Raw genomic sequence first — 24,932 nt, forward strand, 5'->3', positions numbered from 1 at the left:
GGAAGATCGTTCTAAAGCTTGCGCAGGCGCGAGGCGTCGGCGCCGGGGAGTCCGGCGGGCCGAGTGTAGCGCGGCGCGCGCGCATCGCCCGTCGTGACCGGCGCGCGGACGGCCTTGGGATCGATCTCGTCGGAAAAGGCGATGCCGAAGCGTTTGTCCTGGACCCAGGCGACCACGCCGTCGACCCAGCCGACCGCGCGCAGTTCGACCGCGAGGCGGGAGCCGCGCTCCACCCGCAGATCGCCTTCGGCCATCATCCCGCCGGCGGAGAGGTTGCGTACCTTGACCCGGTGTTCGGCATCGTCGCCGGCGAGGCGAACGGTCGCCATCAGGAAGAGGCTGTCGCGCGGAATGTGCCTGGTGTCGACGCCGGACATTCGCGATCCCGTCCTTTCCTTCGATCGTGCCATCCATTGCGCGGAACCGCCCGCGGAACACGAATCGACCTACCCCCGGATAGGCTAAAGAAGCTTTAAGCCTGTTTTCCCGCCGGGCAAGCCGGGGGCCGGCGCGCGCTCAATCGTCGCGCGAGATCTTCTCGCGCCGCTCGTGCGCTTCCTGCGCCTCGACCGTCATCGTCGCGACCGGACGCGCGATCAGGCGGCGGATGCCGATCGGATCGCCGGTGACCTCGCAATAGCCGTATTCGCCCGCGTCGAGCCGGCGCAGCGCGGAATCGATCTTGGAGATGAGCTTGCGCTGCCGGTCACGCGTGCGCAGCTCGATGCTCCAGTCGGTCTCGCTCGAGGCGCGGTCGTTGAGGTCGGGCTCGCGGATCGGGCCGTCCTGCAGCGACTGGAGCGTGGCCGAGGACGCATCGAGGATCGACCGCTTCCATTCGAGCAGCAGCATGCGGAAATAGTTCGCCTGGCGCTCGCCCATGTAAGGCTCGTCGTCGTCGGGCAAATAGCCCGCCGCAATCGATTTTTTGGCCTTTTCAAGAACATCGAGGTCGGTGGTGATCGCCGACGCCATAAGTGCCTCTCAACCCTGCCGGCCGGGGCCGACCCTTAACAAGACCGCGCCGCGAGCCAGTTCCCGGCCCGGGGCCTCGCATTGCGCGCGCCTATAGGCGGGGGCCCCGACCGGCACAAGCGGCAATCGGAGAGCGCCCCCTAGCGGTGGAAATCTTAAGCCTGCCCGAACGATAGACGCCGCCCCGGACCGCGTTAACCAATTGTTGACCATCTTTGCCGAGATTGGGAGCGTGGCGGCAAACAGGGGGCCGCCCGAACGAATGGGGGAACTTGCGATGGATTTGACTCCGATCGAAGGCGGGATGGCCATTCCGGCGGGTGCTATCGCCGCCGACATGCTCGTCGCGCGCTGCCTCGCCGCTGCGGCGCAAGGCGATATCGTGGCCTATTTCGACCTCGGCGTGGCGTTTTCGACCGGCAGCCACGGCGCGCCGTGCGACCTGATCGAAGCGCACAAGTGGTTCAACCTCGCCGCCGTGAACGGGCACGAGGATGCCGCCGGATGCCGCGCCGACATCTCCGACGAGATGACCGCACGCGAGATCGCCGAAGCCCAGCGCCGCGCGCGCGAATGGCTGAACACCGAAGCGCGCCGAGCGGCTTAGTTTTCCGTTCGGCTTTCGCCGAAAGATAAAAAAACTCTAACCTCTTCTGAATGGCCCGCGGTCGGCCATCAGCGCGGCGTCGGCGGCCACGCCTTCGCGCTCGCGCTCGAGGAAATCGGCGACCGCATCGCGGAAGCCCGGGTCGGCGATCCAGTGCGCCGACCACGTCTCGACCGGCTCGTAGCCACGCATGAGCTTGTGCCCGCCTTGCGCGCCCGCCTCGACCCGCGCCAGCCCGCGTGCGATCGCGGCGTCGATTGCCTGATAGTAGCACAGCTCGAAATGGAGGAAGCGCCGTTCCTCGGTGCAACCCCAGTAGCGGCCGAACAGCGTGTCTGCGCCGATGAAATTGAGCGCGCCCGCGATCGGGGTTTCGCCGTCGTAGGCGAGGACCAGCAGGATGCGGTCCGGCATCCGTTGCCCCAGCAGCTCGAACGCTTCGCGCGTCAGGTAGGGATGGCCCCATTTGCGCGCGCCGGTATCCTGATAGAACACCCAGAACGCATCCCAGTGCTCGGGGCGGATTTCCGCGCCGGTCAGGTGCCGGATCTCCAGCCCTTCCTGCGCGGCCGCGCGTTCCTTGCGGATCGCGCGGCGCTTGCGCGAGGCGAGCGCACCCGTGAATTCGTCGAAGCTGGCGTAGCCGCGATTTTCCCAATGGAACTGGATGTCGGCGCGCATCAGCCAGTCGCCCGCTTCGAACAGCGCGCGCTGCGCGGGTTCGACGAAGGTCGCGTGGGCCGAGGACAGGCCGAACTGGCCGCACACCGCCTCCGCCGCGCGCAGCAGCAGCAGCGCGTCTTCGGGATTGGCGGCGAGCAGGCGCGGCCCGGTGGCCGGCGTGAACGGCGCGGCGATCTGGAGCTTGGGATAGTAGCTGCCGCCCGCGCGCTCGTAGGCGTCGGCCCAGGCGTGGTCGAACACGTATTCGCCCTGGCTGTGCGACTTCGCGTAGGCGGGCATCGCCGCGGCGAGTTGATTGCCCTCGCCCCGCTCGATCACGATCGGCAGCGGCTGCCATCCGGTGGCCGGCCCGACGCTGCCCGAATCCTCCAGCGCGGTGAGGAAATCCCACGAGACGAACGGATTGCCCGCGCCCGCCAGCCGGTCCCATTGCTCGCGCGGCAGCGAACCGACCGATTCGGCGACGCGGATGCGCTGGCCGGAATCGCTCACGCCATCCCCTCGCCCTCCGCGATGGCGGCATCGGCGTGGGAAGCCGCGCGCTCGCGGAGTTCGGCGCTGCCCACCGTCCAGGTAAGGACCGGCAGCCCGCGTTTGCGCTGGCCGGCGGCGAAAGCGCTCGGCAGGTCGCGCACGTCGTAGGCGAGGAAATCGGGGCGCGCGTGCCACAGCGCGGCGTGGCGGCGGAGACGCCCGGCCATCCCGCGATCGTCTTCCTCAGTCACCACCAGCCCGCGCACGATGCGCGGCGCATGGACCGCGAACCAGCGCGACACCCGCGGGTCGAAGCTCATCACCGCGTGGTGCCCCTGATAGCCGTCGAGCGCGCGGCGCACCGCGAGGCACAGCGGAGACACGCGCCGCTCGCGCTTCGATTTCAGCTCGATCAGCAACGGCACCCGGCCGGCGATCTGGCTGAGCAGGCGTTCGAGCGAGGGGATGCGGTCGCTGCTGCCCGACAGCGCGAGCGCCTCGATCTCGACCAGCGGCCGACGCAGCAGCGGGCCGCTGTCATCGGTCAGTCGGTCGAGATCCCAGTCGTGGAACACCGCCGCGCGCCCGTCTCCGGTGCGCTGGACGTCGCATTCGATGCCCATTCCGCGCACCATCGCCTCGGCGAAGGCCGAGGGCGAATTCTCCGGTACGCCGGGCGCATGCAGCCCACGATGCGCGTAGGCCCCGCGCCCGAGCCATGCGACGCGCCGGGGATCGGGCGGCGGCGCGCGCCAGGAATCAATCGGCGCGAACGGCGACAATCGCATCCACCTCGACCGCGACGCCGAGCGGCAGCACCGGCACGCCGACCGCGCTGCGCGCGTGGCGGCCGATTTCGCCGAACACCTCGAACATCAGGTCCGAAGCACCGTTGGCGACCTTGGGCTGGTCGGTGAAATCCGCCGCCGAATTGACGAAGGCGCCGAGCTTGACCACGCGCTCCACCCGGTCGAGCGAGCCGAGCGCGGCCTTCAGCTGCGCGAGGATCATCAGCCCGCAGGCGCGCGCCGCGGCGGCGCCGTCTTCGAGCGAGACGTCCTCGCCCAGCCGGCCCTTGACCAGATCGCCCTCCACGAACGGGAGCTGGCCCGAAACGTGCGCGAAGCCGCCGTGGACGACGACCGGCTGATAGCTCGCCACCGGCGCGGCGGCCTGCGGTAGCGTGATCCCGAGTTCGCCGAGTTTCGCGTCGATGCTCATGCCTGTTCCTTGCTGTTTTCGGTTTGCAGTTGTTCGAGGAGCCAGGGCGTCGCCTCGGCCCAGGTGTCGATCCGCGCGTGGGCGTGCCCGGCGCGGTGCGCGCAATCGATATGCGGGGCGAGCAGCGGCTCGCCGCAGAGGTGTAGGCGGCGCACATCGGGCACGGTTTCAGCGGCGGAATGGTGGTGCTGCGGCAGGTCGTCGATGAACACCGCGCGGGAGGGCGCGTATTCCTCGACGATCGCCTTCAACGCCGGGCCCTTCGGCCCCTGGTTGGTGAACACCCGCACATCCAGCCCGTGATCGGCGAGCTGGCGGGTGCGGCGGGCCTGCCGCTCGTCGGTGAGGTTGGTGAGGATCACCACGTCGGCATGATCGGCCAGCGCGTTGATCCCTTCCAGAGCGCCTTCGATCGGGAGCTGGCGGTGCATCTCGGTATCGAAGAAGCTGCCGAGCAGGCGCCAAATATCGCGCTCGCCGACCAGCTCGCCGTTCGTCCGCCAGCGCATCGCCTGCGCGAAATTGTTGCTGTCGAGGCTGAAATCGACGCCTTCGCTCTCTCCCAGCCAGTCACGGAAATGCGCGACCATGTGGAGCAGGACCTCGTCGCAGTCGGAGATGACGAGCGGGCGGCTCATGCGGACAGCTCCCGGTGGGCGGCGATCAGTTTCTCGGGCGCGACATTCAGTGCATCCGCCGCGAGTACAAGATCGGGTTCGTGATTGGCGAGGAATTCGAGCACCGCGCCGAGCACCTGCCGGTCGGTCAACCGCTCGCGCAGGATATCGGGCGTCAGGCCGGTGAGCGAGAGCAACCGCTGCGCGCGGTCGTCGTCCTGCAGCACCCAGCCGAGCGCGGCGAGCGCCAGCGAATCGGGGTCGCCAGATGAATGTGCGGAAGATTGCGAAGAGGGGGCGGGTTCGCGAATGATTTGTCAGCGTCCTTCGGGGGTCATAAGGCGTCCGGGCAAGCTGAGGAGCGGGCCCGGAATGAGCGAGGCTGTGGCAAAGAGAATACTGGTTGTCGAGGACAACGACCTCAACCGCAAATTGTTCTGCGACGTGCTGCGCGCGAACGGTTTCGCGGTCGAGCCGGTGGCCGATGGGGAGCTGGTGCTGAACGCCGCGCGCGCCTTCGCGCCCGATCTCGTGCTGATGGATATCCAGCTTCCCGGCGTTTCCGGCCTCGACCTGATCGCCGGACTGAAGGCCGACGGCGCGCTGGCCGATGTGCCCGTGCTGGCGGTGACCGCCTACGCCGGCAAGGGCGACGAGGACCGTATCCGCGACGCCGGGGCGGCGGACTATCTCGCCAAGCCGGTGTCGATCGGCCCGTTCATGGCAGCAGTGCGGAAGCTGCTGCCCGCTTGACAAGCGGGGGCGGGAGCCGCTTTGCCGCGCCATTGGTTTACCGGGCGAACCGCCCGAACGCAGAGATTGGAAATATCGCATGGACCGCGCCGAGACCGACCAGACCATCCGCCGCCTGATCGAACCGTTCAACAAGAAGGGCGTCGCCATCGCGGATTCGACCACGTTCGCGGGCGACCTGGAATTCGACAGCCTGACGGTGATGGATTTCGTCGCCGCGATCGAGGACGAGTTCGACGTGATCATCTCGATGAACCAGCAGGCCGAGATCGAGACCTACGGCCAACTCGTGGATGCGGTCCACGCGATGCGGGCCGGCCAGTGAGCGAAGGCGTCTCCCAGCCCGACAAGCCCGTGACCCGCGAAGGCGATACGCCCGACCTGTTCAGCAAGTTCGACGATCTGATCGCGATGCGCGAGGGCCTGCTGTCGAGCGGGCAGGAAGATCCGTTCAACCTGGTGATGGAGAAGGTCCTCTCCCCCACCCGCGCGATCTGCAACGGGCGCGATACGATCCTGCTCGGCACGTACAACTACATGGGTATGACGTTCGACCCCGACGTGGTCGAGGCGGGCAAGCAGGCGCTCGACGATTTCGGATCGGGCACCACCGGCAGCCGCGTGCTGAACGGGACGTATCAGGGCCACAAGGAATGCGAGGACGCGCTGCGCGAGTTCTACGCGATGGACCACGCGATGGTGTTCTCCACCGGATACCAGGCGAACCTCGGCATCATCTCCACGATCGCGGGCAAGGGCGACTACGTCGTGCTCGACATCGACAGCCACGCCAGCATCTGGGACGGGTGTGCGATGGGCAAGGCCGAGATCGTGCCCTTCAAGCACAACGATATCGAGGCGATGGACAAGCGGCTCGGCCGCATTCCCGAAGGCGCGGGCAAGCTGGTCGTGCTCGAAGGCGTCTACTCGATGCTCGGCGACGTGGCGCCGCTCGCCGAAATGGTCGCGGTCGCCAAGAAGCACGGCGCGATGGTGCTGGTGGACGAGGCGCACTCGATGGGCTTCATCGGCGAACACGGGCGCGGCGTGTGCGAACAGGCGGGCGTGATCGACGACGTCGATTTCATCATCGGCACGTTCTCCAAGAGCGTGGGCACGGTGGGCGGCTTCTGCGTTTCCAACCACCCGAAGTTCGAGATCATGCGGCTGGTCTGCCGCCCCTACGTGTTCACCGCGAGCCTGCCGCCGAGCGTGGTCGCGACCGCCGCCACCAGCATCCGCAAGCTGATGCAGGGCAGCAACAAGCGCGCGCACCTGTGGGAAAATTCCAAGCGGCTGCACGGCGGGCTGAAGGATCTGGGCTTTTCGCTCGGCACCGAGGAACCGCAGAGCGCGATCGTCGCGGTCATCATGCCCGACCTCGAGCGCGGCGCGGCGATGTGGGAAGCGCTCTTGAAGGAAGGCCTCTACGTCAACCTCGCCCGCCCCCCCGCGACCCCGGCTAACATGACCCTGCTGCGCTGCTCGCTCTGCGCCGAGCATTCGGAGGGGGAGGTCGAGACGATTCTCGGCATGTTCGAACGCGCGGGGGAGGCTGTGGGGATAGTTTAAATATCGGAAAAAACGATATTTATCCTGCATTATTGCATTTTTGCGGTTTTGCAGGATAAATACGGCCGATGGCCGACCGGGTTCGCCCCTTTACCGACGAGCAGGCGCGCGCGCTCATCAATTTGCGCCCGCGCTACGAATCGCTGATCGAAGCGGAGCGGGCGCTGGCGCGCTTGCCCTATAATCTCGTGCGCAAGCGGGTCGGCGAGCGCGAATATCTCTACGAGGCGATCGACCGCGCGAACAACGGCAAAAGCCTTGGCCCGATGACGCCGGAGCACGAGGAGCGGCTGGCCGAATATCGCGCGACCAAGGCGGACTTGCAGGATCGCGCGGCCATCGCCGGCGGAATGGTCGAGGAAATCGGCCGGCTGGCCCGCCCGCTGCGCCTTCCCACGCTGGCCAGCGCGGCGGGTGAACTGCTGCGCGAACTCGACCGTAGCGGATTGCTCGACGGGACGCTGCTGGTGGTCGGCACCAACTGCATTCCGGCCTTTTCGGTCGAGGCCAGCGGCGCGATCGCCGACGCGCCGGACGAAACCGACGATTTCGACCTGGCATGGACCGCCGAAGAGGAGGCGGAAGACGCCGCCTTGTGGAACGCCCTCAAGGCCGTCGATCCGACCTTTACCCTCAACAGCGAACGCGAATTCCAGGCCCGCAACCGCAAATCCTACGAGGTCGAACTGCTCGTCGCGCCCTCCCGTGCCGCGACGATGAGCGCGCGCGAGAAGCCCCGCCCGATCCCGCTGCCCGAGCAGGAGTGGCTGTTGCTGGGTAAGCCGGTCGATCAGGTCGTGCCCTGCCGCGATGGCAGCGCGGCGCGGCTGGTGGTGCCCGATCCGCGCTGGTTCGCGCTGCACAAGCTGTGGCTCGGCAATCAGGCGAAGCGCGATCCGCTCAAGCGGCGCAAGGATATCAGACAGGGCAACGCCGTGCTCGATGCGGTGGCCGAGGCGATGCCGCACTATCCGCTCGACGCGGCGTTCGCGGACGCGATTCCGGACGAACTGCGACCCTATTGGCGCGCGTGGCGCGATACCCAACCAGACACGAAAGGATGACCCGATGGCAAGGCTCGAAGGCAAGCGCGCGATTATCACCGGGGCGGCGCGCGGGATCGGCAAGGCGATCGCAGAGCGGTTCGCGGCCGAGGGCGCGGTGCTGCTGCTCGCCGATATCGACCCCGCGGTGGAGGCGCTGGCGCGCGCGCTTGGGCACGAGGCAGTGGTCGCCGACGTGTCGCGCAAGGCCGAGATCGAGGGTGTGATCGCGCGCGCCGAGGCGCTGTGGGGCGCGCTCGACGTGCTGGTCAACAACGCCGGGATCACCCACGCCGCCACGCTCGACGAATTGACCGAGGACGATTTCGACCGCGTGTTCGCGACCAATCTCAAGTCCGCGCTGTGGGGCACGCAGGCGGCGGCGCGGCTGATGGGAGAAGGCGGCGCGGTGGTGAACATGAGTTCGGTCAACGCGGTGCTCGCGATCCCGAACCAGATTCCCTACGCCGTTTCCAAGGGCGCGGTGAAGCAGCTGACCAACGTCGCCGCGCTGGCGCTCGCCCTGCGCGGCATCCGGGTCAACGCGATCGGCCCGGGCTCGATCGCGACCGAGATGCTCGCGGGGATCATGGCGGAAGACCCGGCGGCGCGCGGCCGCATCCTCGCGCGTACCCCGCTGGGCCGCGCGGGCGAGCCGGAGGAAGTGGCCGCGATCGCGGTATTCCTCGCCAGCGACGAGGCGAGCTACCTCACCGGGCAGACGATTTACCCCGACGGCGGGCGGCTGGGGCTGAACTACACGGTGCCGGTCGCGGGAGACTAAGGTCGGAACTTCCATCGCCGCGCCGCGTCCATTCGGTGAACGAAAGGACGATCATCATGGCAATCACCAAGACCGGCAGTGCGCGTTACGAAGGACTGGGCAAGGACGGCAAGGGCTTCGTCTCGACCGGATCGGGCGCGCTTTCCGAGCAGCCCTATGGCTTCAACACGCGGTTCGAGGACGGCGCCGGGACCAACCCGGAAGAACTGATCGCGGCGGCGCACGCGAGCTGCTTCACCATGGCGCTGAGCTTCGCGCTGGCGAAGGCCGGCCACGAGCAGGGCACGCTGGAAACGCAGGCCAAGGTGTCGCTGGAGAAGGACGGGGACGGGTTTACCGTCACCCGCTCGGACCTGACGCTGACCGGCCAGGTCGACGGGATCGACGAGGCCGAGTTCGAGAAGCTGGCGGGCGAGGCGAAGGCCAATTGCCCAATCTCGAAACTGCTCAAGGCCGAGATCACCCTGGAGACGACATTCCCAGGCTGAAATAACCTATACGGCACTTTTCTATTGACATCGTGACGCTGTTTGGTTAGAGAAACGGAACATCGCGATGGTGTGATTCGAAGCGGGCGGCTTCCGGGGTTCCGGCGGCCGCCCGTTCGCGTTTCGGGCCATCGCCTCTCCAACCGGGACGGGACACGACATCATGGCCGGAAACGACGCGAAGCGCCCGCGCAAGCGGGTGAAGATCACCCCTGCGCAGAAGGCGCGCGACGGCGAAGGCGATCTCGACAGCCACTGGCGGACCTATTTCCTCCAGGCGCTGGCGGCGACGTCGAACGTCACCCGCTCGGCCCACGAGGCGGGCGTCCCGCTCAGCCGCGCCTACAAGACGCGGCGCGAACACGCCGGGTTCGCCGCCCAGTGGCGCAAGGCTTTGTGCGAGGGCTACGAACATCTGGAGATGGAAGTGCTCGCCTGCCTGCGCGGCAACGATTTCGAGCGCAAGCTGGACGTCGCCAACGCCATCCGCCTGCTGGCCGCGCATCGCAAGACGGTGGCCGAAACCCGCGCCTTCGAAGAGGAAGAGGACGAACAGGCGGTGCTCGATTCGATCGATGCGATGATCGACCGGATGCGCAGCCGCAGCGAGGCCGCGCGCCAGCGTGCGGCACGCAGCGTGTGATGCGCGGCGGCGTGGCGCGCCGCCTGTGGCTGGAATCGCTGCCGCCGGGCGAGCGGCGCACGCTGCTGGAGGCGATGAGCGAGCGGCAGTTACGCGCGTTCGACCGGCACTGGCTGTTGTGGGCGCACGCGGGGCAATTGCCGCCGCCGGGCGAATGGTTCGGCTGGCTGGTGATGGCGGGCCGCGGCTTCGGCAAGACGCGCGCGGGCGCCGAATGGGTGCGCGCCGTCGCGGAAAGCGACCCGGCGGCGCGGATCGCGCTGGTCGGCGCCTCGCTCGACGAAGCACGCGCGGTGATGGTCGAAGGCGACAGCGGGCTGCTCGCGATCGCCTCCCCGCGCCGCCGCCCGGCCTACGAACCCTCGCGCAGGTTGCTGCGCTGGCCGAACGGAGCGCAAGCCCGGCTCTATTCGGCGGCGGAGCCCGAGAGCCTGCGCGGCCCGCAGCACAGCCACGCCTGGTGCGACGAGATCGGCAAATGGAACCTCGCCGCCGACCGCGCGGTGCGCGCGTGGGACAATCTCGTGCTCGGCCTTCGGCTGGGGCGGCTGCCACAGGTCGCGGCCACCACGACCCCGCGCGCGGTGCCGCTGGTGCAGCGCCTGCTGGCGGACGCCGACTTCACCGTCACGCGCGGCGCGACGGGAGAGAACGCCCGCAACCTGCCGCCGACCTTCATCGCGGCGGTCGAGCGGCGCTTCGCGGGCAGCCAGTTCGGGCGGCAGGAACTGGGCGGCGAGCTGCTGACCGAGATCGAGGGCGCGCTGTGGAGGCGCGCGCTGCTGGAACGGGTGCGCGCTGCGGCGGTGGACGAGGTGGAATTCGTGCGCGTGGTGGTCGGCGTCGATCCCCCGGCGGGCACGCGCGGCGATGCCTGCGGGATCGTCGTCGCGGCCGAATTGCCGGGCGGGCACGCGGCGGTGCTGGCCGATTGCTCGGTCGCAGGCGCGAGCCCCGAAGGCTGGGCGCGCGCGGTGGCCGAGGCGGCGCACGCATGGCACGCCGACCGCGTGGTCGCCGAAGCCAACCAGGGCGGCGCGATGGTGGCAAGCGTGCTGCGCGCCGCCGACGTGGCGCTGCCGGTCAAGCTGGTCCACGCCACGCGCGGCAAAGCGGCGCGCGCCGAACCGGTCGCGGCCTTGTACGAGGCTGGCCGCGTGCGCCACGCGGGAATGTTCGCGAAGCTGGAGGACGAGATGTGCGGCCTGCTGGCGGGCGGCCGCTACGAAGGGCCGGGCCGCTCGCCGGACCGGGCGGACGCGCTGGTGTGGGCACTGACGGAGTTGTTGCTGGGGCGGCGGGTGCGGCCGAGAATTTCGGTGATTTGAAAGTCGAGCTCGGGATCAACTTACCCTGCTCAACCAGCAATCTCGCTATTACTCATCACCCGCGCGATCTTGCCGTCCATGTAGGCCAGCGAGACGCGGGCGTGTTCCTCGTCGTAGCTGGCGAGGCAGTCGGTCGCGAGGATGACTTCTAGGTCACGCTGGTAGGCGTCGATCGCGGCGGTGCGGATGCAGGCGTGGGTGTTGACCCCAGCCAAGACGATCTCGTCGGTGCCCTGGTTGGCCAGCAGGTCGTCCAGCCCGGTGCGGAAGAAAGCGCTGTAGCGCTTTTTCACGATCATCGGGTCGCCCGGATCGACGGCGAGGCGAGGGTCGAACGCCGCGCCTTCGGTGCCCGCGATCGAGGCGTGGATGCCGTGTTTGCGCATTTCGAGTAACGCGTCGGAGAGGTCGGGCGCGAACTCCTGCCGCACCCAGATCACGGGCAGCCCCCGCTGCCGGAACAGCGCGACGAGATCGTTGGTCGCGGCAATCACGCGGTCGGTCACGCCGAGCGGCAGGGGACGGAGGCAGTCTCCGATCAGGTCGATAATTATTAGCGAGCGGGCCACGCCGCTCCGTAACTTAAAAGGAAAAGCGATGTCCTTCCTCACCACTCTCGCTTCCGCCTTCAAGGGCGGGGGCGGTGCTCGTGTGCCTTTGGCGCGCGGGTTCGTTTCGCCCTGGGCGCTGGCCTTCGAGAGCCCCGGCGCGGCGCCTTACGAATATTCGCGCAGCGTACGGCGGGCCTATTGCGACAATCCGGTCGCGTAGCGCAGCGTGCGGCTGGTGGCGGAGGGGGTCGGGTCCGCGCCGCTGGGCGAGAGCGATCCGGCGCTCGCGGCGCTCGTTACCGCGACGTCCGCCGGGCAGTCGCTGATCGAGACGGTCGCGGCACAGTTGTTGCTGCACGGCAACGCCTACGTTCAGGTGATGAAGGATGCCGCGGGCCAGCCGGTCGAGCTGTTCGCTCTACGGCCCGAGCGGGTTTCGGTGGTGCCGGGCGCGGACGGATGGCCGGCCGCCTATTCGTACAAGTTGGCCGACCGCACTTTCACCATTCCGCTCGAGGACGAGGCGGGGTGGCCGAACCTGATCCACTTGCGCGGCTTTCATCCGGGCGACGACCATTACGGCGCGGGCGCGCTGGCGGCGGCGGAGCAGGCCGTGGCGATCCACAACGCGGCCTCGGCATGGAACCGCGCGCTGCTCGACAACGCGGCGCGGCCCTCGGGCGCGCTGGTGTTCGAAGGCGGTGACGGCGGCGGCCTCGCCCCCGAGCAGTTCGAGCGGCTGAAGGCGGAGCTGGCGAGCGGCTTCCAGGGCGCGGGCAACGCGGGGCGGCCGATGCTGCTGGAAGGCGGGCTCAAGTGGCAGTCGATGGCGCTCAGCCCCGCCGACATGGATTTCGCGACGCTGAAGGCGGCCGCCGCGCGCGACATCGCGCTCGCCTTCGGAGTGCCGCCGATGCTGCTCGGCCTGCCGGGCGACAATACGTACGCCAATTACCGCGAGGCCAATCGCGCGCTGTGGCGGCTGACGCTGCTGCCGCTGGCGGGAAAGATCCTGTCCGGGCTGTCCGAGGGGCTGGCGCCGTGGTTCCCCGATGCGGCGCTGGCGGTCGATCTCGACCGGATACCCGCGCTCGCCGAGGACCGCGAGAAGCTGTGGGCGCGGGTGACCGCCGCCGATTTCCTCAGCGCCGACGAGAAGCGCGCGGCGCTCGGGCTGGAGTAACCGACATGGACAGGACCGACATGCTCGCCCGGCTGATGGCCGAGGCGAGGGAGGACGGGTGCGACCTCATGACGTTGCGCGCGATCGTGGAGGAAGCGAGCGAACAGGGCGCGGTGCGCGCGCTCGACCGGCTGGGCCTCGCCGATGCGAAGGCGGGCGGCGACCTCGGTGAGTTGCGCGAGTTGCTCCAGGCCTGGCGCGACGCCAAGGCGAGCGCGTGGAAGGCGGCGCTGCACTGGCTGGTGCGCGGCGCGATGGCGCTGCTGCTGATCGGCATCGCGGTGCGGCTCGGCGTGGGCGAGGTGCTGCGATGAGGCTGGCGGGATACGCGGCGCTGTTCGACCGGGCAGACGCCGGGCGCGATACGATCCGGCGAGGAGCCTTCGCGCGCACCCTGGCCGAGCGTGACGGGCCGCTGCCGCTCTACTGGCAGCACCGGCCCGACCGGCGGATCGGCTGGATCGAGGCGATCGCGGAAGACGCGCGCGGGCTGCGCGTGATCGCCGCGCTCGACAACCCGCTGGGCCGCGCGGCCACGATGCTGGCACGGCGCGCGGTGAGCGGGCTGAGCTTCGGCTTTCGCGCGCGAAGGTTTCGCCATTCGGATGCGGGGCGCGAGCTGTTCGATGTCGAACTGTTCGAGGTCAGCCTCGTGACGCACCCACTGCAACACGGCGCGCGGGTGCATTTGATTCGTTAGCCTCAAGCGCCGGCGGCCGCATCCGCGGCCTTGGCTATCCTCGCTCACACGCCCTTCGGGCGCGTCGCTGCGGGCGCGCGTTCGCGCTTGCGGCCGCTTCGCGACCGAACTTCCCAAAATCCTCCCCGGACCGGGGAGGTGGCAGGCGCTGCGTAAGCGGCGGCTGACGGAGGGGACTTTTCGCACGCGCCGCGCGTGTGGCGTGTCCCCTCCACCACCCTTCGGGTGGTCCCCCTCTCCGTGCCGGGGAGGATTTTGCCCGTCCGAAATTTCTCCACCCAACGAAAGGTGAATTGCCCCATGGATATGCCTGTAATCGATACGACGACTTCCGCACCGGCGCCCGCCGACCCGCTCGACGCCAGCTTCGATCTGGTCGCGCGGCAGGACAAGGCCGAGACCGACATTGCCGCACTGCGCAGCGACGTCGACGAGGTGAAGGCGCGGGTCGACCGGATCGGCAAGGCCGCCGCGCGGCCCGTGCTGGCCGGTGCCGCCGCCGCCGACACCCCCGAAGTGAAGGGCTTCGTCGATGGCTACCTGCGCCGCGGCTCGACTGCCGAAATCAAGTCGCTCTCCGGCGCTGTGCCGACCGACGGCGGCTATGCCGTGCCGCGTGCAATCGACGCGCTGATCGCCCGCGAGCTGACCGCGATCAGCCCGATCCGGTCGATCGCCCAGGTCGTGCAGACTGGCACCGCGGGCTACCGCAAGCTGGTGAGCACCGGCGGCACCGCCTCGGGCTGGGTTTCGGAAACCGCCGGGCGGCCCGAAACCGACACGCCGCAGTTCGCCGAGGTCGCCCCGCCGACCGGCGAGCTCTACGCCAATCCGGCGGCGAGCCAAGCGATGCTCGACGATGCCGCGTTCGATATCGAGGCGTGGCTGGCGAGCGAAATCGCCATGGAATTCGCCTGCGCGGAAGGCGCCGCGTTCGTGAACGGCAGCGGGTTCGACCAGCCCGAGGGCTTCCTCACCAGCCCCGCCACCACGGCGGCGGACGGGGTGCGGCCGTTCGGGACGCTGCAATACATCGGCAGCGGCGACGGTACGGGGCTTGGCAGCGACCCGGACCTGCGGCTGATCGACCTCGTCCACACCTTGAAGGCCGGGCACCGGCAGGGCGCGAGCTTCGTGATGAACTCCGCCACGCTGGCCGAGGTGCGCAAGCTGAAGACCGCCGACGGCGCGTTCGTGTGGCAGCCGGGGCTGGTGGCAGGCCAGCCCGATCGCCTGCTCGGCTATCCGGTGGTCGAAGCCGAGGACATGCCCGACATCGGCGGCGGCGCGTTCCCGATCGCCTTCGGCAACTTCCGCGCCGGATACCTGATCGCCGAACGCAGCGCCACGCAGATCCTGCGCGATCCGTTCACCAATAAGCCCTTCGTGCACTTCTACGCGACCAAGCGCGTGGGCGGGCAGGTGCTGGATTCGGGCGCGATCAAGCTGCTGAAGATCGAGGAGTAATAGAGGAACTGCTGTGGACGCAGGCGCATCCGCATCTGCGTCCTCGGCGCTGTTCGAGGCCCTTGCTTTTCGCCCGCCCATCCGGGCGGGCGTCCTCGCGGCTATTCCTCCCTTCGGTCGGGCCGCTGCGGGCGGCCGTTCGGCCTTGCGGTTCGCTAGTCGCGAACCGGGATTCGCCAGACAGAAATGGCGTGGAAGAGTTCGGTCGGCGACGAGCCGACCGCAAGCGCGAACGCGCGCCCGCAGCGCCGAAGGCGCGAGGAAATCGCGAGCGCGGATGCGCTTGCGGAAAACAAAACCCCGCGCGGATGGCCCCGCTGGCGCCTGAAGCCCCACAAACAAAAGGAGGTCGCGCATGAGGCGGACCATTCTCTCGCCGCCCGACCTTTTGGGCGCGCTGGTGGACCTGAAGCATTGGCTGGCGATTTCGTCCGCCGCCGAGGATGCGGCGCTGACCGGCCTGCTCGCCGCCGCGCTCGATGCCTGCGAGGCGTTTACCGGCGCAATGCCGCTCGTGGCCGAGTGCGAGGAAATCCATCCCGCGCACCGCGACTGGCAATCGCTCGCCGCGCGGCCGGTGCAGGCGATCGCCGGGGTCGAGGGCATTCCGGCGGAGGGGCCGCGCTTCGCATTGGCGCCCGATGCCTATGCGATCGACCTGGGCGCAGATGGCTCGGGCCGGGTGCGGGTGATCCGCCAGGGCGCGGCGGGGCGGATCGCGGTGCGCTTCACCGCCGGGCTCGCCGCCGATTGGAGCGCGCTGCCCGAAAGCCTGCGCCACGGCACGGTGCGCCTCGCCGCCGAGCTTCATCGCGCGCGCGACGGAGCGCCCCTGCCGCATCCGCCCGCCGCGGTCGCCGCGCTGTGGCAACCGTGGCGCAGGATGCGGCTGGCGTGATCGAGGCCGAGCTCCCCTCCCCCGCGGGGTTCGCCGCCCGCCTCGCGCGCAAGGCCGCCGCGCTGGCGCGGGCCCGGGGCGAAAGCGCGATCCGCACGCGCCGCCGCGACCCCTCGCGCTGGCGGCGTGCGGCGCTGCTGTGGCCGCTGCTGGGCCCAAGATGATATCGAGGGATTAGCACTATGGAACACGACTTGCGCGCGGCGCTGATCGGCTGGCTGCGCGCCGGCCCCGCGCCGCTCGATACGCTCAATTCGGTAACCGAGGAGGCGCCGCTGCGCGCCAGCCCGCCGTGGCTGGGCATCGCGGCGAGCGCGAGCATCGACTGGAGCACCAAGGACCGCAAGGGCCGCGAAGTGCGCGTGGCGTTGGAACTGCACACCCGCGCCGGCGAGGTCGCCGCCGATGCCGCGCTGGTGAGCGCGATCGACCGGCGGGTGGAAGCGCTGCCGCGCGCGCAGGCGGACTTCGCGATCGTCTCGACCATGTTCCTGCGCGCGCGCGCCGAACGGCGCGCGGACAACCGGCGCAGCGTGCTGCTGGAATACCGGTTCCGGTGCCTGGAGGCGTGATCCTCCCCCACCGGGGGAGGGGGACCGCGCGCGAAGCGCGGGGTGGAGGGGCACTGGCCTCTGTTACCACAGCCGCCGTCTCGATCATCTGCATGTGCCCCTCCACCATGCTTCGCATGGTCCCCCTCCCCGTGCCGGGGAGGATTTTCTTCAACAGGAGTAACACTCATGACCGCACAGAAAGGCGCCGCCTTCCTGCTCAAGATCGGCGATGGCGGCGCAGCGCCCGCCTATGCCACCGTCGCCGGGCTGCGTACGACGCAGATGTCGATCAACGGCGACACCGTGGTCGTCACCCACAAGGAAAGCGGGGGCTGGCGCGAGCTGCTGTCGGGCGCGGGGACGCGCTCGGTCTCGGTCGCGGCGAGCGGGATCTTTCTCGGCAGCGAGGCCGAGGGCGCGATCCGCGCGCATGCGCTGGCGGGCACGATCGACGATTACGAGCTGTCGTTCGAGGACGGCGAGCGGCTGCGCGGGCGCTTCCTCGTCCAGCGGCTGGATTATGCCGGGGACTTCAACGGCGAGCGGAACTACACGCTGCAGCTGGAGAGCTCGGGCGCGGTGGTGCCGGCGTGAGCGCCTCCACCGTAAGCAATCCGTTGCGCGGAGAGGCTTCGCTGGTCGTCGCCGGGCAGGCGCATCTGCTGCGCCCGACCTTTGCCGCGCTGGTCGCGGCGGAGGAGGAACTCGGCCCGCTGTTCGCGCTGGTCGAGCGGGCGGGCGAAGGGCGGCTGCGGCTGACCGAGATGGCGGCGCTGTTCTGGCACTGCCTGGCCGAGCCGGGCGGGCCGACGCGCGAGCAGGTGGGCGAGGCGGTCGCGGCGCAGGGCCTCGCCGCCTGCGCCGCCCCGCTGCGCGCGCTGCTCGGGCAGATATTGCAGGGGCATCCTTCGACAGGCTCAGGATGAGTGGGGGCGTGAGCACCTTCGCCGCCGCCGCGCTGCCGCTGTGCGCGCTGGCGGCGCGCGGGCTCGGCTGGCGGCCGGGCGATTTCTGGGCCGCGACTCCGGCGGAGCTGGCTTCGTGTCTGGCCGATCCGGGCACGCCTGCTGCGGCGGCGATGGGCCGCGACGAACTCGCAACATTGATGGAGCGCGATGGCGATGGATGAGATCGAGGAAATGCTGATCGAGGTGCGCGCCGGGACGCGGGGCTTCGCCGCCGATATCGCGCAGATGCGCGGGTCGCTCGACACCGCGCTGGTATCGGGCTTCCGCGACGCGGGATCGGTGCTGGAGCGCGGGCTGATGTCCGCCATCCGGCGCGGCAGCCTGGGTTTCGACGACCTGAAGCGCACCGCGTCGGCCGCGCTCGACCAGATCGCCGCGCAGGCGATGCAACTGGGGCTCGACCGGATTCTCGGCGGTGGCGGCGCGAGCGGCGGCGGCGGGATCGGCGGGCTGCTCGGCGGCCTTGCCGGAGCGTTGTTCGGCTTGCCGGGCCGCGCGACCGGCGGTCCGGTGTCTCCGGGGCGCGGCTACGTCGTCGGCGAGCACGGCCCCGAACTGTTCGTGCCGACGAGCGCCGGGCGGGTCGAGGCCTCGCTGCCCGCCGCGCCTGCGCGCGAGGTGCGCGTGTCGATCAACCTCGCCGCCCCGCGCGGGGCAAGCGCGCCGATGGCGTTGCAGCGCTCCGGGCGGCAGGTCGCGAGCGCGGTGCGGCGGAGTTTGTTGGGCGGGTGATTGTGGCGGTGGTGACTCCCTCGCGGAGTTTTTTGTTCGCCTCAAGCGCCGGCGGGGCCATCCGGCCCCTTTGCTATCCTCGCTCATACGCCCTTCGGGCGCGTCGCTGCGGGCGCGCGTTCGCGCTTGCGGTCGGCTGGTCGCCGACCGGACCCTTCCAAGTCATAGCTGCCAGGCACCGGAATATTCCAAGTCATTTCCGTCAGGCGAAATCCCGGTCGGCGACCAGCCGACCGCAAGGCCGAACGGCCGCCCGCAGGCGCCCCGTACCCCGGACTTGATCCGGGGGAAGGGAACAGCGCCGAGGACGAACGCGCGGATGCGCGTTCGAAAAACAAAAAACTCCGCGGCAACCAAGAATCCCGCTCGCCAGACCATACAACCCGGAGAAACAAACCATGCCCTTCTGGCTGGCGCGCGAGCGCCGCGATCAGGACTCCGACTGGATCCAGCGGTTCGATCCGCGCTTCTGGACGGTCGACTTCCCGCGTCCGATGACCGCCAGCGTCGTCACCACGTCGCCCGATGCGCTGCGGGTCGATCTGGAATTCCACCACCGCGACGCGCTGGCGGGGCTGATCTGGGCGAGCGAGGACACGCTCGACCACCCGCTGCTCGCCTATGCGACCGACCGCGATTACGAGCGCACCACGCTGCGCTTCCGCTGGCGTTCGTCGGGCATCGTGCCGCTCGACGCGCCGCACGGCCCGACGCTGACGATCGAGGGGCGCGATGCGGCGGGCGAGCCGCGCAGCTGGTACGTGCGGCTGTGGAACTACGCCAGCGGCAGCCCCGAGGACGCCGCGATCGCGCTGCCCTTTTCCGCGATCGCCGGCGGGTGGGACGGACTGGGCGGCGGCGGCAACGAAGCGGTGTATCCGCGCGATATCGAGCGGATGTTCGTCTCGCTCGTTCCGCCCGGTTACGACCCTGCCGATCCGGCCCTGCTGCCCGCCCGCGCGAACGGCTGGGCCGAGATGTCCGGCATCCGCTGCGAGGGCCACCGCGCGATGATCGCGATCGGCGACGTCATGCTGCCCGAACACGGCACCGGCATGTGCACCGCCTACGATGACAGCTACAACCAGACGCCCGCGCGGCTGCTGCGCACGATGCGCGGCCTCGGCTATCGCGGCGCGTTCGTCCACTACGTCGGGATGAGCCACTATTACCGACTCGAGCGGACCGCCGAGGGGCTGAAGGCCGCCGCATCCGCCACGTTCGCGGCGCCCGCGCTGGCGTGGCACCGCAACTTCCTCGCGCGCGCGGTGGCACAGGGCGATGCGCCGGTCCCCTCGCTGTCCTACGAACTATTGGCGCAGGACTGCCCGGCGGGCTGGATGCAGCGCGCGCACGACGGCAGCCCGGCGCTGACCGGCTGGTCGCCGCCTTCGACGCTACTTTCGCCGTGCAACATCGCGGCGCAGAATTTCCTGCGCGTGGCGATGCTGAAGCTGGTCGACCTGATGGCGCAGGCCGGCGCGCGACCGGTGTTCCAGATCGGCGAGCCGTGGTGGTGGGTCACCACCGACGGCAAGATCTGCCTCTACGACGATGCGGCCAAGGCCCGTTTCGGCGGCGACCCCCCGATCATCGCCGACGTGCGCCAGCCGCTCGATGCGGCGCAGAAGCAGTTGCTCGACATCGCCGGCAGCGAGCTGGCGATATCGACCTCGGGCATCCGCTACCGCGTCATCAACGCGGCCGGGCCCGAGGCGGACGTCCGCCTGCTGGTGTTCACCCCCACGGTACTCGATCCGGCGATGCCCGAACTCTATCGCGCCAACCTGCCGCGCGCCTGGCGCTGGCCGCTCTACGACGGGCTGCAACTGGAAGACTACGACTGGCTGACCACCGCGCACGATGCCCGGCGCAGGCAGGGTTACGCCTTCGTACAGGATAGGCTCGGCTATCCGCTCGAGCGGCAGGAATATCTTTCCGGCTTCGTGCTCGACGCGGGCGATGCGGACGCGTTCTGGCGTCGGATCGACGCCGGGCTCGATCAGGCGCGCGAAAGCGGGGTCGCGCGCGGCTACGTCTGGGCGCAGCCGCAGATCGCGCGCGACGGTTACGTGCGGCTCCCCCCGACAGAGGATCTATCGATGCAGGCTTTCGACGACGTGCTGTACCCGCTCGCGCTCGGCCGCGATGCGGCGGTCAGCCCCGAATTCTCTACCTCGGTCGCGGTCGGCGCATCGGGGCACGAGCGGCGCAATTCGCTGTGGTCCGACGCGCGGCTGCGCTTCGACGTGGGGCCGGGCATCCGCTCGGAAGCCGAACTGGGCGCGCTGATCGCATTCTTCCGCGCCCGGCGCGGAGCGGCGCGGGGCTTCCGCCTGGCAGACCCGTTCGATTTCAGCTCGCACGGGATGACCGGCACGCCCACCGCGTTCGACCAGCTTCTCGGCATCGGCGACGGCGCGCGCGATGGCTTCGCGCTGGTCAAGGCCTATGGCGAGGGCGACGAACCGCAGGTGCGCCCGATCACCCGCCCCCGCGCGCAGACGGTGCGCGTCAGCGTGGACGGAGTGGAGACCGCGGGCTGGACGCTCGCGCCGGGCGGCCGGCTGCTGCTCGATCATGCCCCGCCGCCGGGCGCCGAGGTGCGCGCCGGGTTCCTGTTCGACGTGCCGGTCCGCTTCGCCGAAGACCGGATCGACGTGACCGGGGCGAACTTCGCCGCGGGCGAAGCGCCCACGGTGCCGCTGATCGAGATCAGGGAAGCGGCATGAGCCGGGTGTTCTTCGCCACCGAACTCGAAGGCGTCGCGACCTTCTGGCGCGTCTATCGCCGCGACGGGGTCACGTTCGGCTTCACCGGGCACGACCGCGACCTGTGGTTCGACGGCGTGCTCCACCGCGCCGCGCCGGGCATGGTGCCGAGCGCGCTGCGCCGCACCGCCGCGCTGGCCGACGACAGCGCCGAGGTGCGCGGGGCGCTGTCGCACGACAGCATCTCCGCCGCCGATCTCGCCGCGGGCCGGTTCGATCACGCGCGGGTCGAGGTGGGCGCGGTGGACTGGGAGACGCGCGAGTGCGCCACGCTCTATCACGGCACGCTCGGCCAGGTGTCGCACGGCGCCGGGCGTTTCGCCGCCGAGCTGATCTCGGCCAAGGCGGCGCTCGACGCCGATACGATCCCGCGCACCAGCCCGACCTGCCGGGCGGACTTCTGCGCCCCCGGATGCGGCCTTTCGCCACCGCGCTTCACGCACGAGGCCGTGCTGACGGCGATCGATCTCGAGGCCAACGCCGCAACCTTCGATGGGCCTGCGTGGCAAGCGATGGCGGGCGGACGGATACGCTGGATCGACGGGCCGCACGTCGGCACGACGATGCGCGTCGCCGCCGCTGGCGAGGACGGGCTGGTGCTCGACGCGCCGCTCGATCCCGCGGTCGTGCCGGGGATTCGCGCCACGCTGCGCGAAGGGTGCGACAAGCGGCTGAGCACCTGCGCGGCGCGCTTCGGCAACGCGATCAACTTCCAGGGCGAGCCCTATCTGCCGGGCAACGACCTGCTCGTGCGCTATCCGTTGGCATCGTGAGCGCGCCGGTTCCGGGCGCTATGATCGGACATGCCGTGGCGCGGGCGGCAGAGGCGCTGGTCGGCACGCGCTTCCGGCTGCACGGGCGCGATCCGGGCTGGGGGCTCGACTGCATCGGGCTTGCCGCCGCGGCGCTGGAAGGGGCGGGAATCGAAACGCATCCCCCCACCGGCTACGCGCTGCGCAACGCCGATACGCGCGATGCGGTCGCCCTCGCGCAGCGCTCGGGCCTCGTTGCGGCGCAGGGAGCCGAACTGCCGGGCGACATCGTGCTCGTGCGTGCGGGGCCGGCGCAGGTCCACCTGCTCGTGATCTCGTCCACGAGCGGATTCATCCACGCCCACGCCGGGCTGCGGCGCGTCGTCGCGTGCCCCGGCGCACCCGCCTGGCCGGTGCTTCACCGCTGGCGCGCGATCGGAAAGGTCTGACATCATGGCGACATTGGTACTTGGCGCGGTCGGCACGCTGATCGGCGGGCCGGTCGGCGGCGCGATCGGTGCGCTTATTGGCCGGCAGGTCGACGGCGCGGTGCTGGGCCGCGGCGGCGCGCGCGAAGGCCCGCGGTTGAAGGATCTGGCGATCACGACCTCGAGCTACGGCCAGCCGCTGCCGCGCCATTTCGGGCGCATGCGCGTGGGCGGCAGCGTGATCTGGGCGACCGACCTCGCCGAGAACCGCGAGACGAGCGGCGGGGGCAAGGGCAAGCCGAAGACCACCACCTACAGCTACACCAGCTCGTTCGCGGTCGCGCTCGCCAGCCGTCCGATCGAGCGGGTCGGGCGCATCTGGGCCGACGGCGACCTGCTGCGCGGCGCGGCGGGCGACCTCAAGACCGGGGGAACGCTGCGCATCCACACCGGGCACGGCGACCAGCTGCCCGACCCACTGATCGCCTCGGCCGAAGGCGTGGCTTGCCCGGCCTTCCGCAACTGTGCCTATGCGGTGTTCGAAGATCTCGACCTCGCTGATTTCGGCAACCGCATCCCCGCGCTGACCTTCGAGGTTTTCGCCGACACCGCGCCGGTAGCGCTGGATGCTTTGATCGCGCCGCTCCCCGCCGTCCCCACGGGCGTCTCGTTCGCGCGGATGGAAGGCTATTCGCACGAAGGGGGGTCGCTGCGCGGCCAGCTCGAGGCGATCGACGCGCTCTTTCCGCTGATTTGCGATGGCGGTGGCAAGGCGCTGTCGATCGGCTTGGCGACCAGCGCGGCCGAGACCGCGGTGCTGTTGCCGCCCGCCGTGGTCGGCAACGACCGCGACGATTTCGGCGGCGAGGCGGGCTTCGATCACGATCGCGCCTCGCCGACACCCGTGTCCGACGCGCTGCGCTATTACGACATCGAGCGCGATTATCAGCCGGGACTGCAACGCAGCGAGGGCGCGGCGGTGACCGCCGCCAGCCGAACGCTGGAATTTCCCGCCGCGCTGCACGCGGACGGCGCGCGGGCGCTAGTTACACTCGCCAGCCAGCGCGCGCGCTGGACCGGCGACCGGCTCGCTTGGCGCATCGCCGAGCTCGATCCCGCGATCCGGCCCGGCGCGCTGGTGCGCGCGCCCGGTATCGCAGGCGTGTGGCGCGTTGCGGCATGGGAATGGCGCGATGGCGCGGTCGAGCTCGAACTGCATCGGCTGCCGCCCGCCGGAGCCTTCGCGCCGCCCGGAGAGATCGGCTCACCGGGCTTGCCGGCCGACGCCTTGCCCTGGCCGACACGCCTGCGGGCGTTCGAACTGCCGTGGAACGGCAGCGGCGATCCGTCGATCCCCGCGGTGTTCGCCGCCGCCAGCGCAGGCGGCGAATCATGGCGCGGCGCCGCGCTTCACGCCGATCGCGCGGGCGCGCTCGTGCCGCTCGGCACGACCGGGCGCGCGCGCAGCATCTCAGGCGCGCTCACGACGCCGCTGGCGGGTTCGCCCGCACTCTTGCTCGAGCGGACGGCGGCGCTCCAGGTAGAGCTAGTGGCGGACGATCTCGGCTTCGCCCCGGCCACGTTTGATGCACTCGCAACGGGGGCCAACCGGCTGCTGATCGGAGGAGAAATCGTCCAGTTCGCGCGCGCCGAACGGGTCGCGCCGCAGATATGGCGACTGAGCGGACTGCTGCGCGGACGTGGCGGCACCGAGGCCGCGGCGCAGGCGGGCCATCCCCTCGGAACGGCCGTGACTCTGCTCGACGACAGTCTCGTTCCGCTAACGCTCGACGGGCCGGCAGGCGGCGCCATTCCGGCGATCGCCGCGATCGGCATGGCGGAAAGCGAGCCGGTGACGGCGATGGTCGAAAGCGCGGGTACGACTCGTATGCCGCTCACTCCCGTTCATCCGCAGGCGGCGTCGACCTCGGCCGGCGCTCTCGAATTGCGCTGGATCCGGCGCGCACGTGGCGCGTGGGGCTGGCCGGACGGGATCGAGACGCCCCTGGTCGAGCAGAGCGAACGCTATCGCGTCGGAGTAGGCCCGGTCGGTTCTCCGGTCGCGAACTGGGAAGTGAGCGAACCCGCTCTCGTCATCGCCCCGGCCGAGCGCGCCGCGCTCGCGGCCGAGCATCCCGGCACGGCTGTGTGGGTACGCCAGCTAGGCAGCTTCGCCGCGTCCGATCCTCTCCATCTCTGCAATCTCGACTGAAATCCACGAGGAGCACGCCCATGACCGATCCGATCTCGTTCGCCTCCGCCACGCCGCGACTCGGGCTGCCGCAGCTTTTCGCCGCGCAGGCGCAGAAGGAATTCATCGTCAACGAATCGCTGTCGCGCCTCGACATGCTGCTGCATTGCGCGGTCGAGGGAGAGGCCGACGAGCCGCCCGCTGCGCCGATGGCGGGCGAGGCGTGGATCATCGGCGACAGCCCGACGGGCGATTGGGCAGGCCATGCGGGCGAACTGGCGGGGCGGCAGGCGCAGGCCTGGGTATTCGTGGCACCGCGCGAAGGGGTGCGGGTGTTCGACCGCGCCGCCAGACAGATCGTTTACTGGGATGGCGGCTGGCAACGCCCTCAGGCGACCACGGCGCCGACCGGCGGCGCGACCGTCGATGCCGAAGCGCGCGCGGCGATCGGTAACCTGATCGAAAGCCTTCGCGCTGCAGGAATTTTCGGCACCCCTTGATGCAGGAACCCGATCGGAGGATGGGCGTTGTGGGGGCACAGGAGGGTC

At 69.9% G+C, this 24,932-nt stretch carries 32 protein-coding genes and 1 pseudogene; 25 read left to right on the top strand and 8 right to left on the bottom strand.

Annotated elements, in window-relative coordinates; translation table 11 throughout:
* Positions 1-11: 11 nt before the first annotated feature.
* Positions 12-377, bottom strand: a complete 366-nt coding sequence (locus tag ACE3QC_RS07530) for a PilZ domain-containing protein (protein ID WP_374406871.1) — start codon at positions 375-377, stop codon at positions 12-14.
* A gap of 139 nt (positions 378-516) precedes the next feature.
* Positions 517-975: an RNA polymerase-binding protein DksA gene (gene dksA / locus ACE3QC_RS07535; RefSeq protein WP_374406873.1), complete on the bottom strand. Its 459-nt coding sequence runs from the start codon at positions 973-975 to the stop codon at positions 517-519.
* 277 nt (positions 976-1,252) lie between these two features.
* Here dksA and ACE3QC_RS07540 point away from each other — a divergent pair, with 277 nt between their 5' ends.
* The gene (locus tag ACE3QC_RS07540) at positions 1,253-1,582 is read left to right on the top strand and encodes a hypothetical protein (RefSeq protein WP_374406875.1); all 330 of its coding nucleotides are present in this window, start codon (positions 1,253-1,255) and stop codon (positions 1,580-1,582) included.
* A gap of 36 nt (positions 1,583-1,618) precedes the next feature.
* On the opposite strand, the gene ACE3QC_RS07545 is transcribed toward ACE3QC_RS07540, so the two are convergent.
* The 5 genes from ACE3QC_RS07545 to ACE3QC_RS07565 are packed head-to-tail and all read right to left on the bottom strand — an operon-like array spanning position 1,619 to position 4,805.
* Complete coding sequence (locus ACE3QC_RS07545) at positions 1,619-2,758, bottom strand: GNAT family N-acetyltransferase (RefSeq protein WP_374406877.1); 1,140 nt, start codon at positions 2,756-2,758, stop codon at positions 1,619-1,621.
* Entirely contained in the window at positions 2,755-3,528 is a 774-nt protein-coding gene (locus ACE3QC_RS07550; protein WP_374406879.1) for a glycerophosphodiester phosphodiesterase family protein, read from the bottom strand. Before ACE3QC_RS07550 ends, ACE3QC_RS07545 begins: the two co-directional genes overlap by 4 nt.
* A complete protein-coding gene (locus tag ACE3QC_RS07555; RefSeq protein ID WP_374406881.1) occupies positions 3,500-3,961 on the bottom strand; it encodes a RidA family protein in 462 nt (153 codons plus the stop codon). The genes ACE3QC_RS07550 and ACE3QC_RS07555 overlap by 29 nt, the downstream gene beginning before the upstream one ends.
* A complete protein-coding gene (locus ACE3QC_RS07560; RefSeq protein ID WP_374406883.1) occupies positions 3,958-4,599 on the bottom strand; it encodes an HAD family hydrolase in 642 nt (213 codons plus the stop codon). The genes ACE3QC_RS07555 and ACE3QC_RS07560 overlap by 4 nt, the downstream gene beginning before the upstream one ends.
* On the bottom strand, positions 4,596-4,805 hold the full coding sequence (locus ACE3QC_RS07565) for a DUF3572 family protein (RefSeq protein ID WP_374406885.1): 210 nt from the start codon (positions 4,803-4,805) through the stop codon (positions 4,596-4,598). Before ACE3QC_RS07565 ends, ACE3QC_RS07560 begins: the two co-directional genes overlap by 4 nt.
* A 157-nt stretch (positions 4,806-4,962) precedes the next feature.
* On the opposite strand from ACE3QC_RS07565, the gene ACE3QC_RS07570 reads away from it, so the two are divergent.
* From ACE3QC_RS07570 to ACE3QC_RS07605, 8 genes are all read left to right on the top strand, one after another.
* A complete protein-coding gene (locus ACE3QC_RS07570; protein WP_374408021.1) occupies positions 4,963-5,331 on the top strand; it encodes a response regulator in 369 nt (122 codons plus the stop codon).
* Positions 5,332-5,410: 79 nt separating this feature from the next.
* On the top strand, positions 5,411-5,656 hold the full coding sequence (locus ACE3QC_RS07575; protein WP_374406887.1) for an acyl carrier protein: 246 nt from the start codon (positions 5,411-5,413) through the stop codon (positions 5,654-5,656).
* The gene (locus ACE3QC_RS07580) at positions 5,653-6,903 is read left to right on the top strand and encodes an aminotransferase class I/II-fold pyridoxal phosphate-dependent enzyme (protein ID WP_374406889.1); all 1,251 of its coding nucleotides are present in this window, start codon (positions 5,653-5,655) and stop codon (positions 6,901-6,903) included. The genes ACE3QC_RS07575 and ACE3QC_RS07580 overlap by 4 nt, the downstream gene beginning before the upstream one ends.
* 68 nt (positions 6,904-6,971) lie before the next feature.
* A complete protein-coding gene (locus ACE3QC_RS07585; protein ID WP_374406891.1) occupies positions 6,972-7,967 on the top strand; it encodes a GSU2403 family nucleotidyltransferase fold protein in 996 nt (331 codons plus the stop codon).
* A 4-nt stretch (positions 7,968-7,971) separates the two neighbouring features.
* The gene (locus ACE3QC_RS07590) at positions 7,972-8,730 is read left to right on the top strand and encodes an SDR family NAD(P)-dependent oxidoreductase (RefSeq protein WP_374406893.1); all 759 of its coding nucleotides are present in this window, start codon (positions 7,972-7,974) and stop codon (positions 8,728-8,730) included.
* A 56-nt stretch (positions 8,731-8,786) separates the two neighbouring features.
* On the top strand, positions 8,787-9,218 hold the full coding sequence (locus ACE3QC_RS07595; RefSeq protein WP_374406895.1) for an OsmC family protein: 432 nt from the start codon (positions 8,787-8,789) through the stop codon (positions 9,216-9,218).
* A gap of 163 nt (positions 9,219-9,381) precedes the next feature.
* The gene (locus ACE3QC_RS07600; RefSeq protein ID WP_374406897.1) at positions 9,382-9,861 is read left to right on the top strand and encodes a hypothetical protein; all 480 of its coding nucleotides are present in this window, start codon (positions 9,382-9,384) and stop codon (positions 9,859-9,861) included.
* Positions 9,861-11,189 carry a DNA-packaging protein gene (locus ACE3QC_RS07605; protein WP_374406899.1) on the top strand — a complete coding sequence of 443 codons (1,329 nt, stop codon included), beginning with the start codon at positions 9,861-9,863 and terminating at the stop codon, positions 11,187-11,189. Before ACE3QC_RS07600 ends, ACE3QC_RS07605 begins: the two co-directional genes overlap by 1 nt.
* Positions 11,190-11,218: 29 nt before the next feature.
* Here the strand turns inward: ACE3QC_RS07605 and ACE3QC_RS07610 are convergent, their stop codons facing one another.
* Positions 11,219-11,758 carry a cysteine hydrolase family protein gene (locus ACE3QC_RS07610; RefSeq protein WP_374406901.1) on the bottom strand — a complete coding sequence of 180 codons (540 nt, stop codon included), beginning with the start codon at positions 11,756-11,758 and terminating at the stop codon, positions 11,219-11,221.
* A gap of 28 nt (positions 11,759-11,786) precedes the next feature.
* Here ACE3QC_RS07610 and ACE3QC_RS07615 point away from each other — a divergent pair.
* The 16 genes and pseudogenes from ACE3QC_RS07615 (at position 11,787) to ACE3QC_RS07690 (ending at position 24,884) form a co-directional block, all read left to right on the top strand.
* Positions 11,787-12,923, top strand: a pseudogene (locus tag ACE3QC_RS07615) (phage portal protein).
* Positions 12,924-12,928: 5 nt separating this feature from the next.
* Positions 12,929-13,237 (top strand): DUF6127 family protein, encoded by a 309-nt coding sequence (locus tag ACE3QC_RS07620; protein WP_374406903.1) that lies wholly within the window; start codon positions 12,929-12,931, stop codon positions 13,235-13,237.
* A complete protein-coding gene (locus ACE3QC_RS07625) occupies positions 13,234-13,623 on the top strand; it encodes an HK97 family phage prohead protease (RefSeq protein WP_374406905.1) in 390 nt (129 codons plus the stop codon). Before ACE3QC_RS07620 ends, ACE3QC_RS07625 begins: the two co-directional genes overlap by 4 nt.
* 300 nt (positions 13,624-13,923) lie before the next feature.
* Positions 13,924-15,090 carry a phage major capsid protein gene (locus ACE3QC_RS07630; RefSeq protein WP_374406907.1) on the top strand — a complete coding sequence of 389 codons (1,167 nt, stop codon included), beginning with the start codon at positions 13,924-13,926 and terminating at the stop codon, positions 15,088-15,090.
* Between the two features lie 355 nt (positions 15,091-15,445).
* Positions 15,446-15,988: a hypothetical protein gene (locus tag ACE3QC_RS07635; protein ID WP_374406909.1), complete on the top strand. Its 543-nt coding sequence runs from the start codon at positions 15,446-15,448 to the stop codon at positions 15,986-15,988.
* Positions 15,985-16,152: a hypothetical protein gene (locus ACE3QC_RS07640; RefSeq protein ID WP_374406911.1), complete on the top strand. Its 168-nt coding sequence runs from the start codon at positions 15,985-15,987 to the stop codon at positions 16,150-16,152. The genes ACE3QC_RS07635 and ACE3QC_RS07640 overlap by 4 nt, the downstream gene beginning before the upstream one ends.
* Before the next feature lie 18 nt (positions 16,153-16,170).
* Complete coding sequence (locus ACE3QC_RS07645) at positions 16,171-16,560, top strand: DUF3168 domain-containing protein (protein ID WP_374406913.1); 390 nt, start codon at positions 16,171-16,173, stop codon at positions 16,558-16,560.
* Between the two features lie 168 nt (positions 16,561-16,728).
* On the top strand, positions 16,729-17,136 hold the full coding sequence (locus tag ACE3QC_RS07650) for a phage major tail protein, TP901-1 family (RefSeq protein WP_374406915.1): 408 nt from the start codon (positions 16,729-16,731) through the stop codon (positions 17,134-17,136).
* A complete protein-coding gene (locus ACE3QC_RS07655; RefSeq protein ID WP_374406917.1) occupies positions 17,133-17,468 on the top strand; it encodes a gene transfer agent family protein in 336 nt (111 codons plus the stop codon). Before ACE3QC_RS07650 ends, ACE3QC_RS07655 begins: the two co-directional genes overlap by 4 nt.
* 8 nt (positions 17,469-17,476) lie before the next feature.
* The gene (locus ACE3QC_RS07660; protein WP_374406919.1) at positions 17,477-17,671 is read left to right on the top strand and encodes a phage tail assembly chaperone; all 195 of its coding nucleotides are present in this window, start codon (positions 17,477-17,479) and stop codon (positions 17,669-17,671) included.
* Positions 17,664-18,242 carry a tail tape measure protein gene (locus ACE3QC_RS07665; protein WP_374406921.1) on the top strand — a complete coding sequence of 193 codons (579 nt, stop codon included), beginning with the start codon at positions 17,664-17,666 and terminating at the stop codon, positions 18,240-18,242. Before ACE3QC_RS07660 ends, ACE3QC_RS07665 begins: the two co-directional genes overlap by 8 nt.
* A gap of 398 nt (positions 18,243-18,640) precedes the next feature.
* Positions 18,641-20,974 (top strand): DUF2460 domain-containing protein, encoded by a 2,334-nt coding sequence (locus tag ACE3QC_RS07670; protein ID WP_374406923.1) that lies wholly within the window; start codon positions 18,641-18,643, stop codon positions 20,972-20,974.
* Positions 20,971-21,786, top strand: coding sequence for a DUF2163 domain-containing protein (locus tag ACE3QC_RS07675; RefSeq protein WP_374406925.1), 816 nt, complete (start codon positions 20,971-20,973; stop codon positions 21,784-21,786). Before ACE3QC_RS07670 ends, ACE3QC_RS07675 begins: the two co-directional genes overlap by 4 nt.
* Positions 21,787-21,821: 35 nt before the next feature.
* Positions 21,822-22,214, top strand: coding sequence for a peptidoglycan endopeptidase (locus ACE3QC_RS07680; protein ID WP_374406927.1), 393 nt, complete (start codon positions 21,822-21,824; stop codon positions 22,212-22,214).
* A 4-nt stretch (positions 22,215-22,218) separates the two neighbouring features.
* Positions 22,219-24,405 carry a phage tail protein gene (locus ACE3QC_RS07685; protein ID WP_374406929.1) on the top strand — a complete coding sequence of 729 codons (2,187 nt, stop codon included), beginning with the start codon at positions 22,219-22,221 and terminating at the stop codon, positions 24,403-24,405.
* Positions 24,406-24,425: 20 nt separating this feature from the next.
* Positions 24,426-24,884, top strand: coding sequence for a DUF2793 domain-containing protein (locus tag ACE3QC_RS07690; RefSeq protein ID WP_374406931.1), 459 nt, complete (start codon positions 24,426-24,428; stop codon positions 24,882-24,884).
* Positions 24,885-24,932 lie beyond the last annotated feature (48 nt).

The sequence above is a fragment of the Pelagerythrobacter sp. genome (assembly GCF_041912895.1).
Classification (GTDB): Bacteria; Pseudomonadota; Alphaproteobacteria; order Sphingomonadales; family Sphingomonadaceae; genus Pelagerythrobacter.

Coding starts and splice junctions, on each gene's coding strand:
- ACE3QC_RS07600 (WP_374406897.1), top strand. CDS start 9,382: ATGGCCGGAAACGACGCGAAGCGCCCGCGCAAGCGGGTGAAGATCACC.
- ACE3QC_RS07620 (WP_374406903.1), top strand. CDS start 12,929: ATGGACAGGACCGACATGCTCGCCCGGCTGATGGCCGAGGCGAGGGAG.
- ACE3QC_RS07630 (WP_374406907.1), top strand. CDS start 13,924: ATGGATATGCCTGTAATCGATACGACGACTTCCGCACCGGCGCCCGCC.
- ACE3QC_RS07550 (WP_374406879.1), bottom strand. CDS start 3,528: ATGCGATTGTCGCCGTTCGCGCCGATTGATTCCTGGCGCGCGCCGCCG.
- ACE3QC_RS07690 (WP_374406931.1), top strand. CDS start 24,426: ATGACCGATCCGATCTCGTTCGCCTCCGCCACGCCGCGACTCGGGCTG.
- ACE3QC_RS07575 (WP_374406887.1), top strand. CDS start 5,411: ATGGACCGCGCCGAGACCGACCAGACCATCCGCCGCCTGATCGAACCG.
- ACE3QC_RS07540 (WP_374406875.1), top strand. CDS start 1,253: ATGGATTTGACTCCGATCGAAGGCGGGATGGCCATTCCGGCGGGTGCT.
- ACE3QC_RS07685 (WP_374406929.1), top strand. CDS start 22,219: ATGGCGACATTGGTACTTGGCGCGGTCGGCACGCTGATCGGCGGGCCG.
- ACE3QC_RS07675 (WP_374406925.1), top strand. CDS start 20,971: ATGAGCCGGGTGTTCTTCGCCACCGAACTCGAAGGCGTCGCGACCTTC.
- ACE3QC_RS07530 (WP_374406871.1), bottom strand. CDS start 377: ATGTCCGGCGTCGACACCAGGCACATTCCGCGCGACAGCCTCTTCCTG.
- ACE3QC_RS07670 (WP_374406923.1), top strand. CDS start 18,641: ATGCCCTTCTGGCTGGCGCGCGAGCGCCGCGATCAGGACTCCGACTGG.
- ACE3QC_RS07585 (WP_374406891.1), top strand. CDS start 6,972: ATGGCCGACCGGGTTCGCCCCTTTACCGACGAGCAGGCGCGCGCGCTC.
- ACE3QC_RS07555 (WP_374406881.1), bottom strand. CDS start 3,961: ATGAGCATCGACGCGAAACTCGGCGAACTCGGGATCACGCTACCGCAG.
- ACE3QC_RS07625 (WP_374406905.1), top strand. CDS start 13,234: ATGAGGCTGGCGGGATACGCGGCGCTGTTCGACCGGGCAGACGCCGGG.
- ACE3QC_RS07645 (WP_374406913.1), top strand. CDS start 16,171: ATGGAACACGACTTGCGCGCGGCGCTGATCGGCTGGCTGCGCGCCGGC.
- ACE3QC_RS07635 (WP_374406909.1), top strand. CDS start 15,446: ATGAGGCGGACCATTCTCTCGCCGCCCGACCTTTTGGGCGCGCTGGTG.
- dksA (WP_374406873.1), bottom strand. CDS start 975: ATGGCGTCGGCGATCACCACCGACCTCGATGTTCTTGAAAAGGCCAAA.
- ACE3QC_RS07650 (WP_374406915.1), top strand. CDS start 16,729: ATGACCGCACAGAAAGGCGCCGCCTTCCTGCTCAAGATCGGCGATGGC.
- ACE3QC_RS07560 (WP_374406883.1), bottom strand. CDS start 4,599: ATGAGCCGCCCGCTCGTCATCTCCGACTGCGACGAGGTCCTGCTCCAC.
- ACE3QC_RS07590 (WP_374406893.1), top strand. CDS start 7,972: ATGGCAAGGCTCGAAGGCAAGCGCGCGATTATCACCGGGGCGGCGCGC.
- ACE3QC_RS07605 (WP_374406899.1), top strand. CDS start 9,861: ATGCGCGGCGGCGTGGCGCGCCGCCTGTGGCTGGAATCGCTGCCGCCG.
- ACE3QC_RS07595 (WP_374406895.1), top strand. CDS start 8,787: ATGGCAATCACCAAGACCGGCAGTGCGCGTTACGAAGGACTGGGCAAG.
- ACE3QC_RS07665 (WP_374406921.1), top strand. CDS start 17,664: ATGGATGAGATCGAGGAAATGCTGATCGAGGTGCGCGCCGGGACGCGG.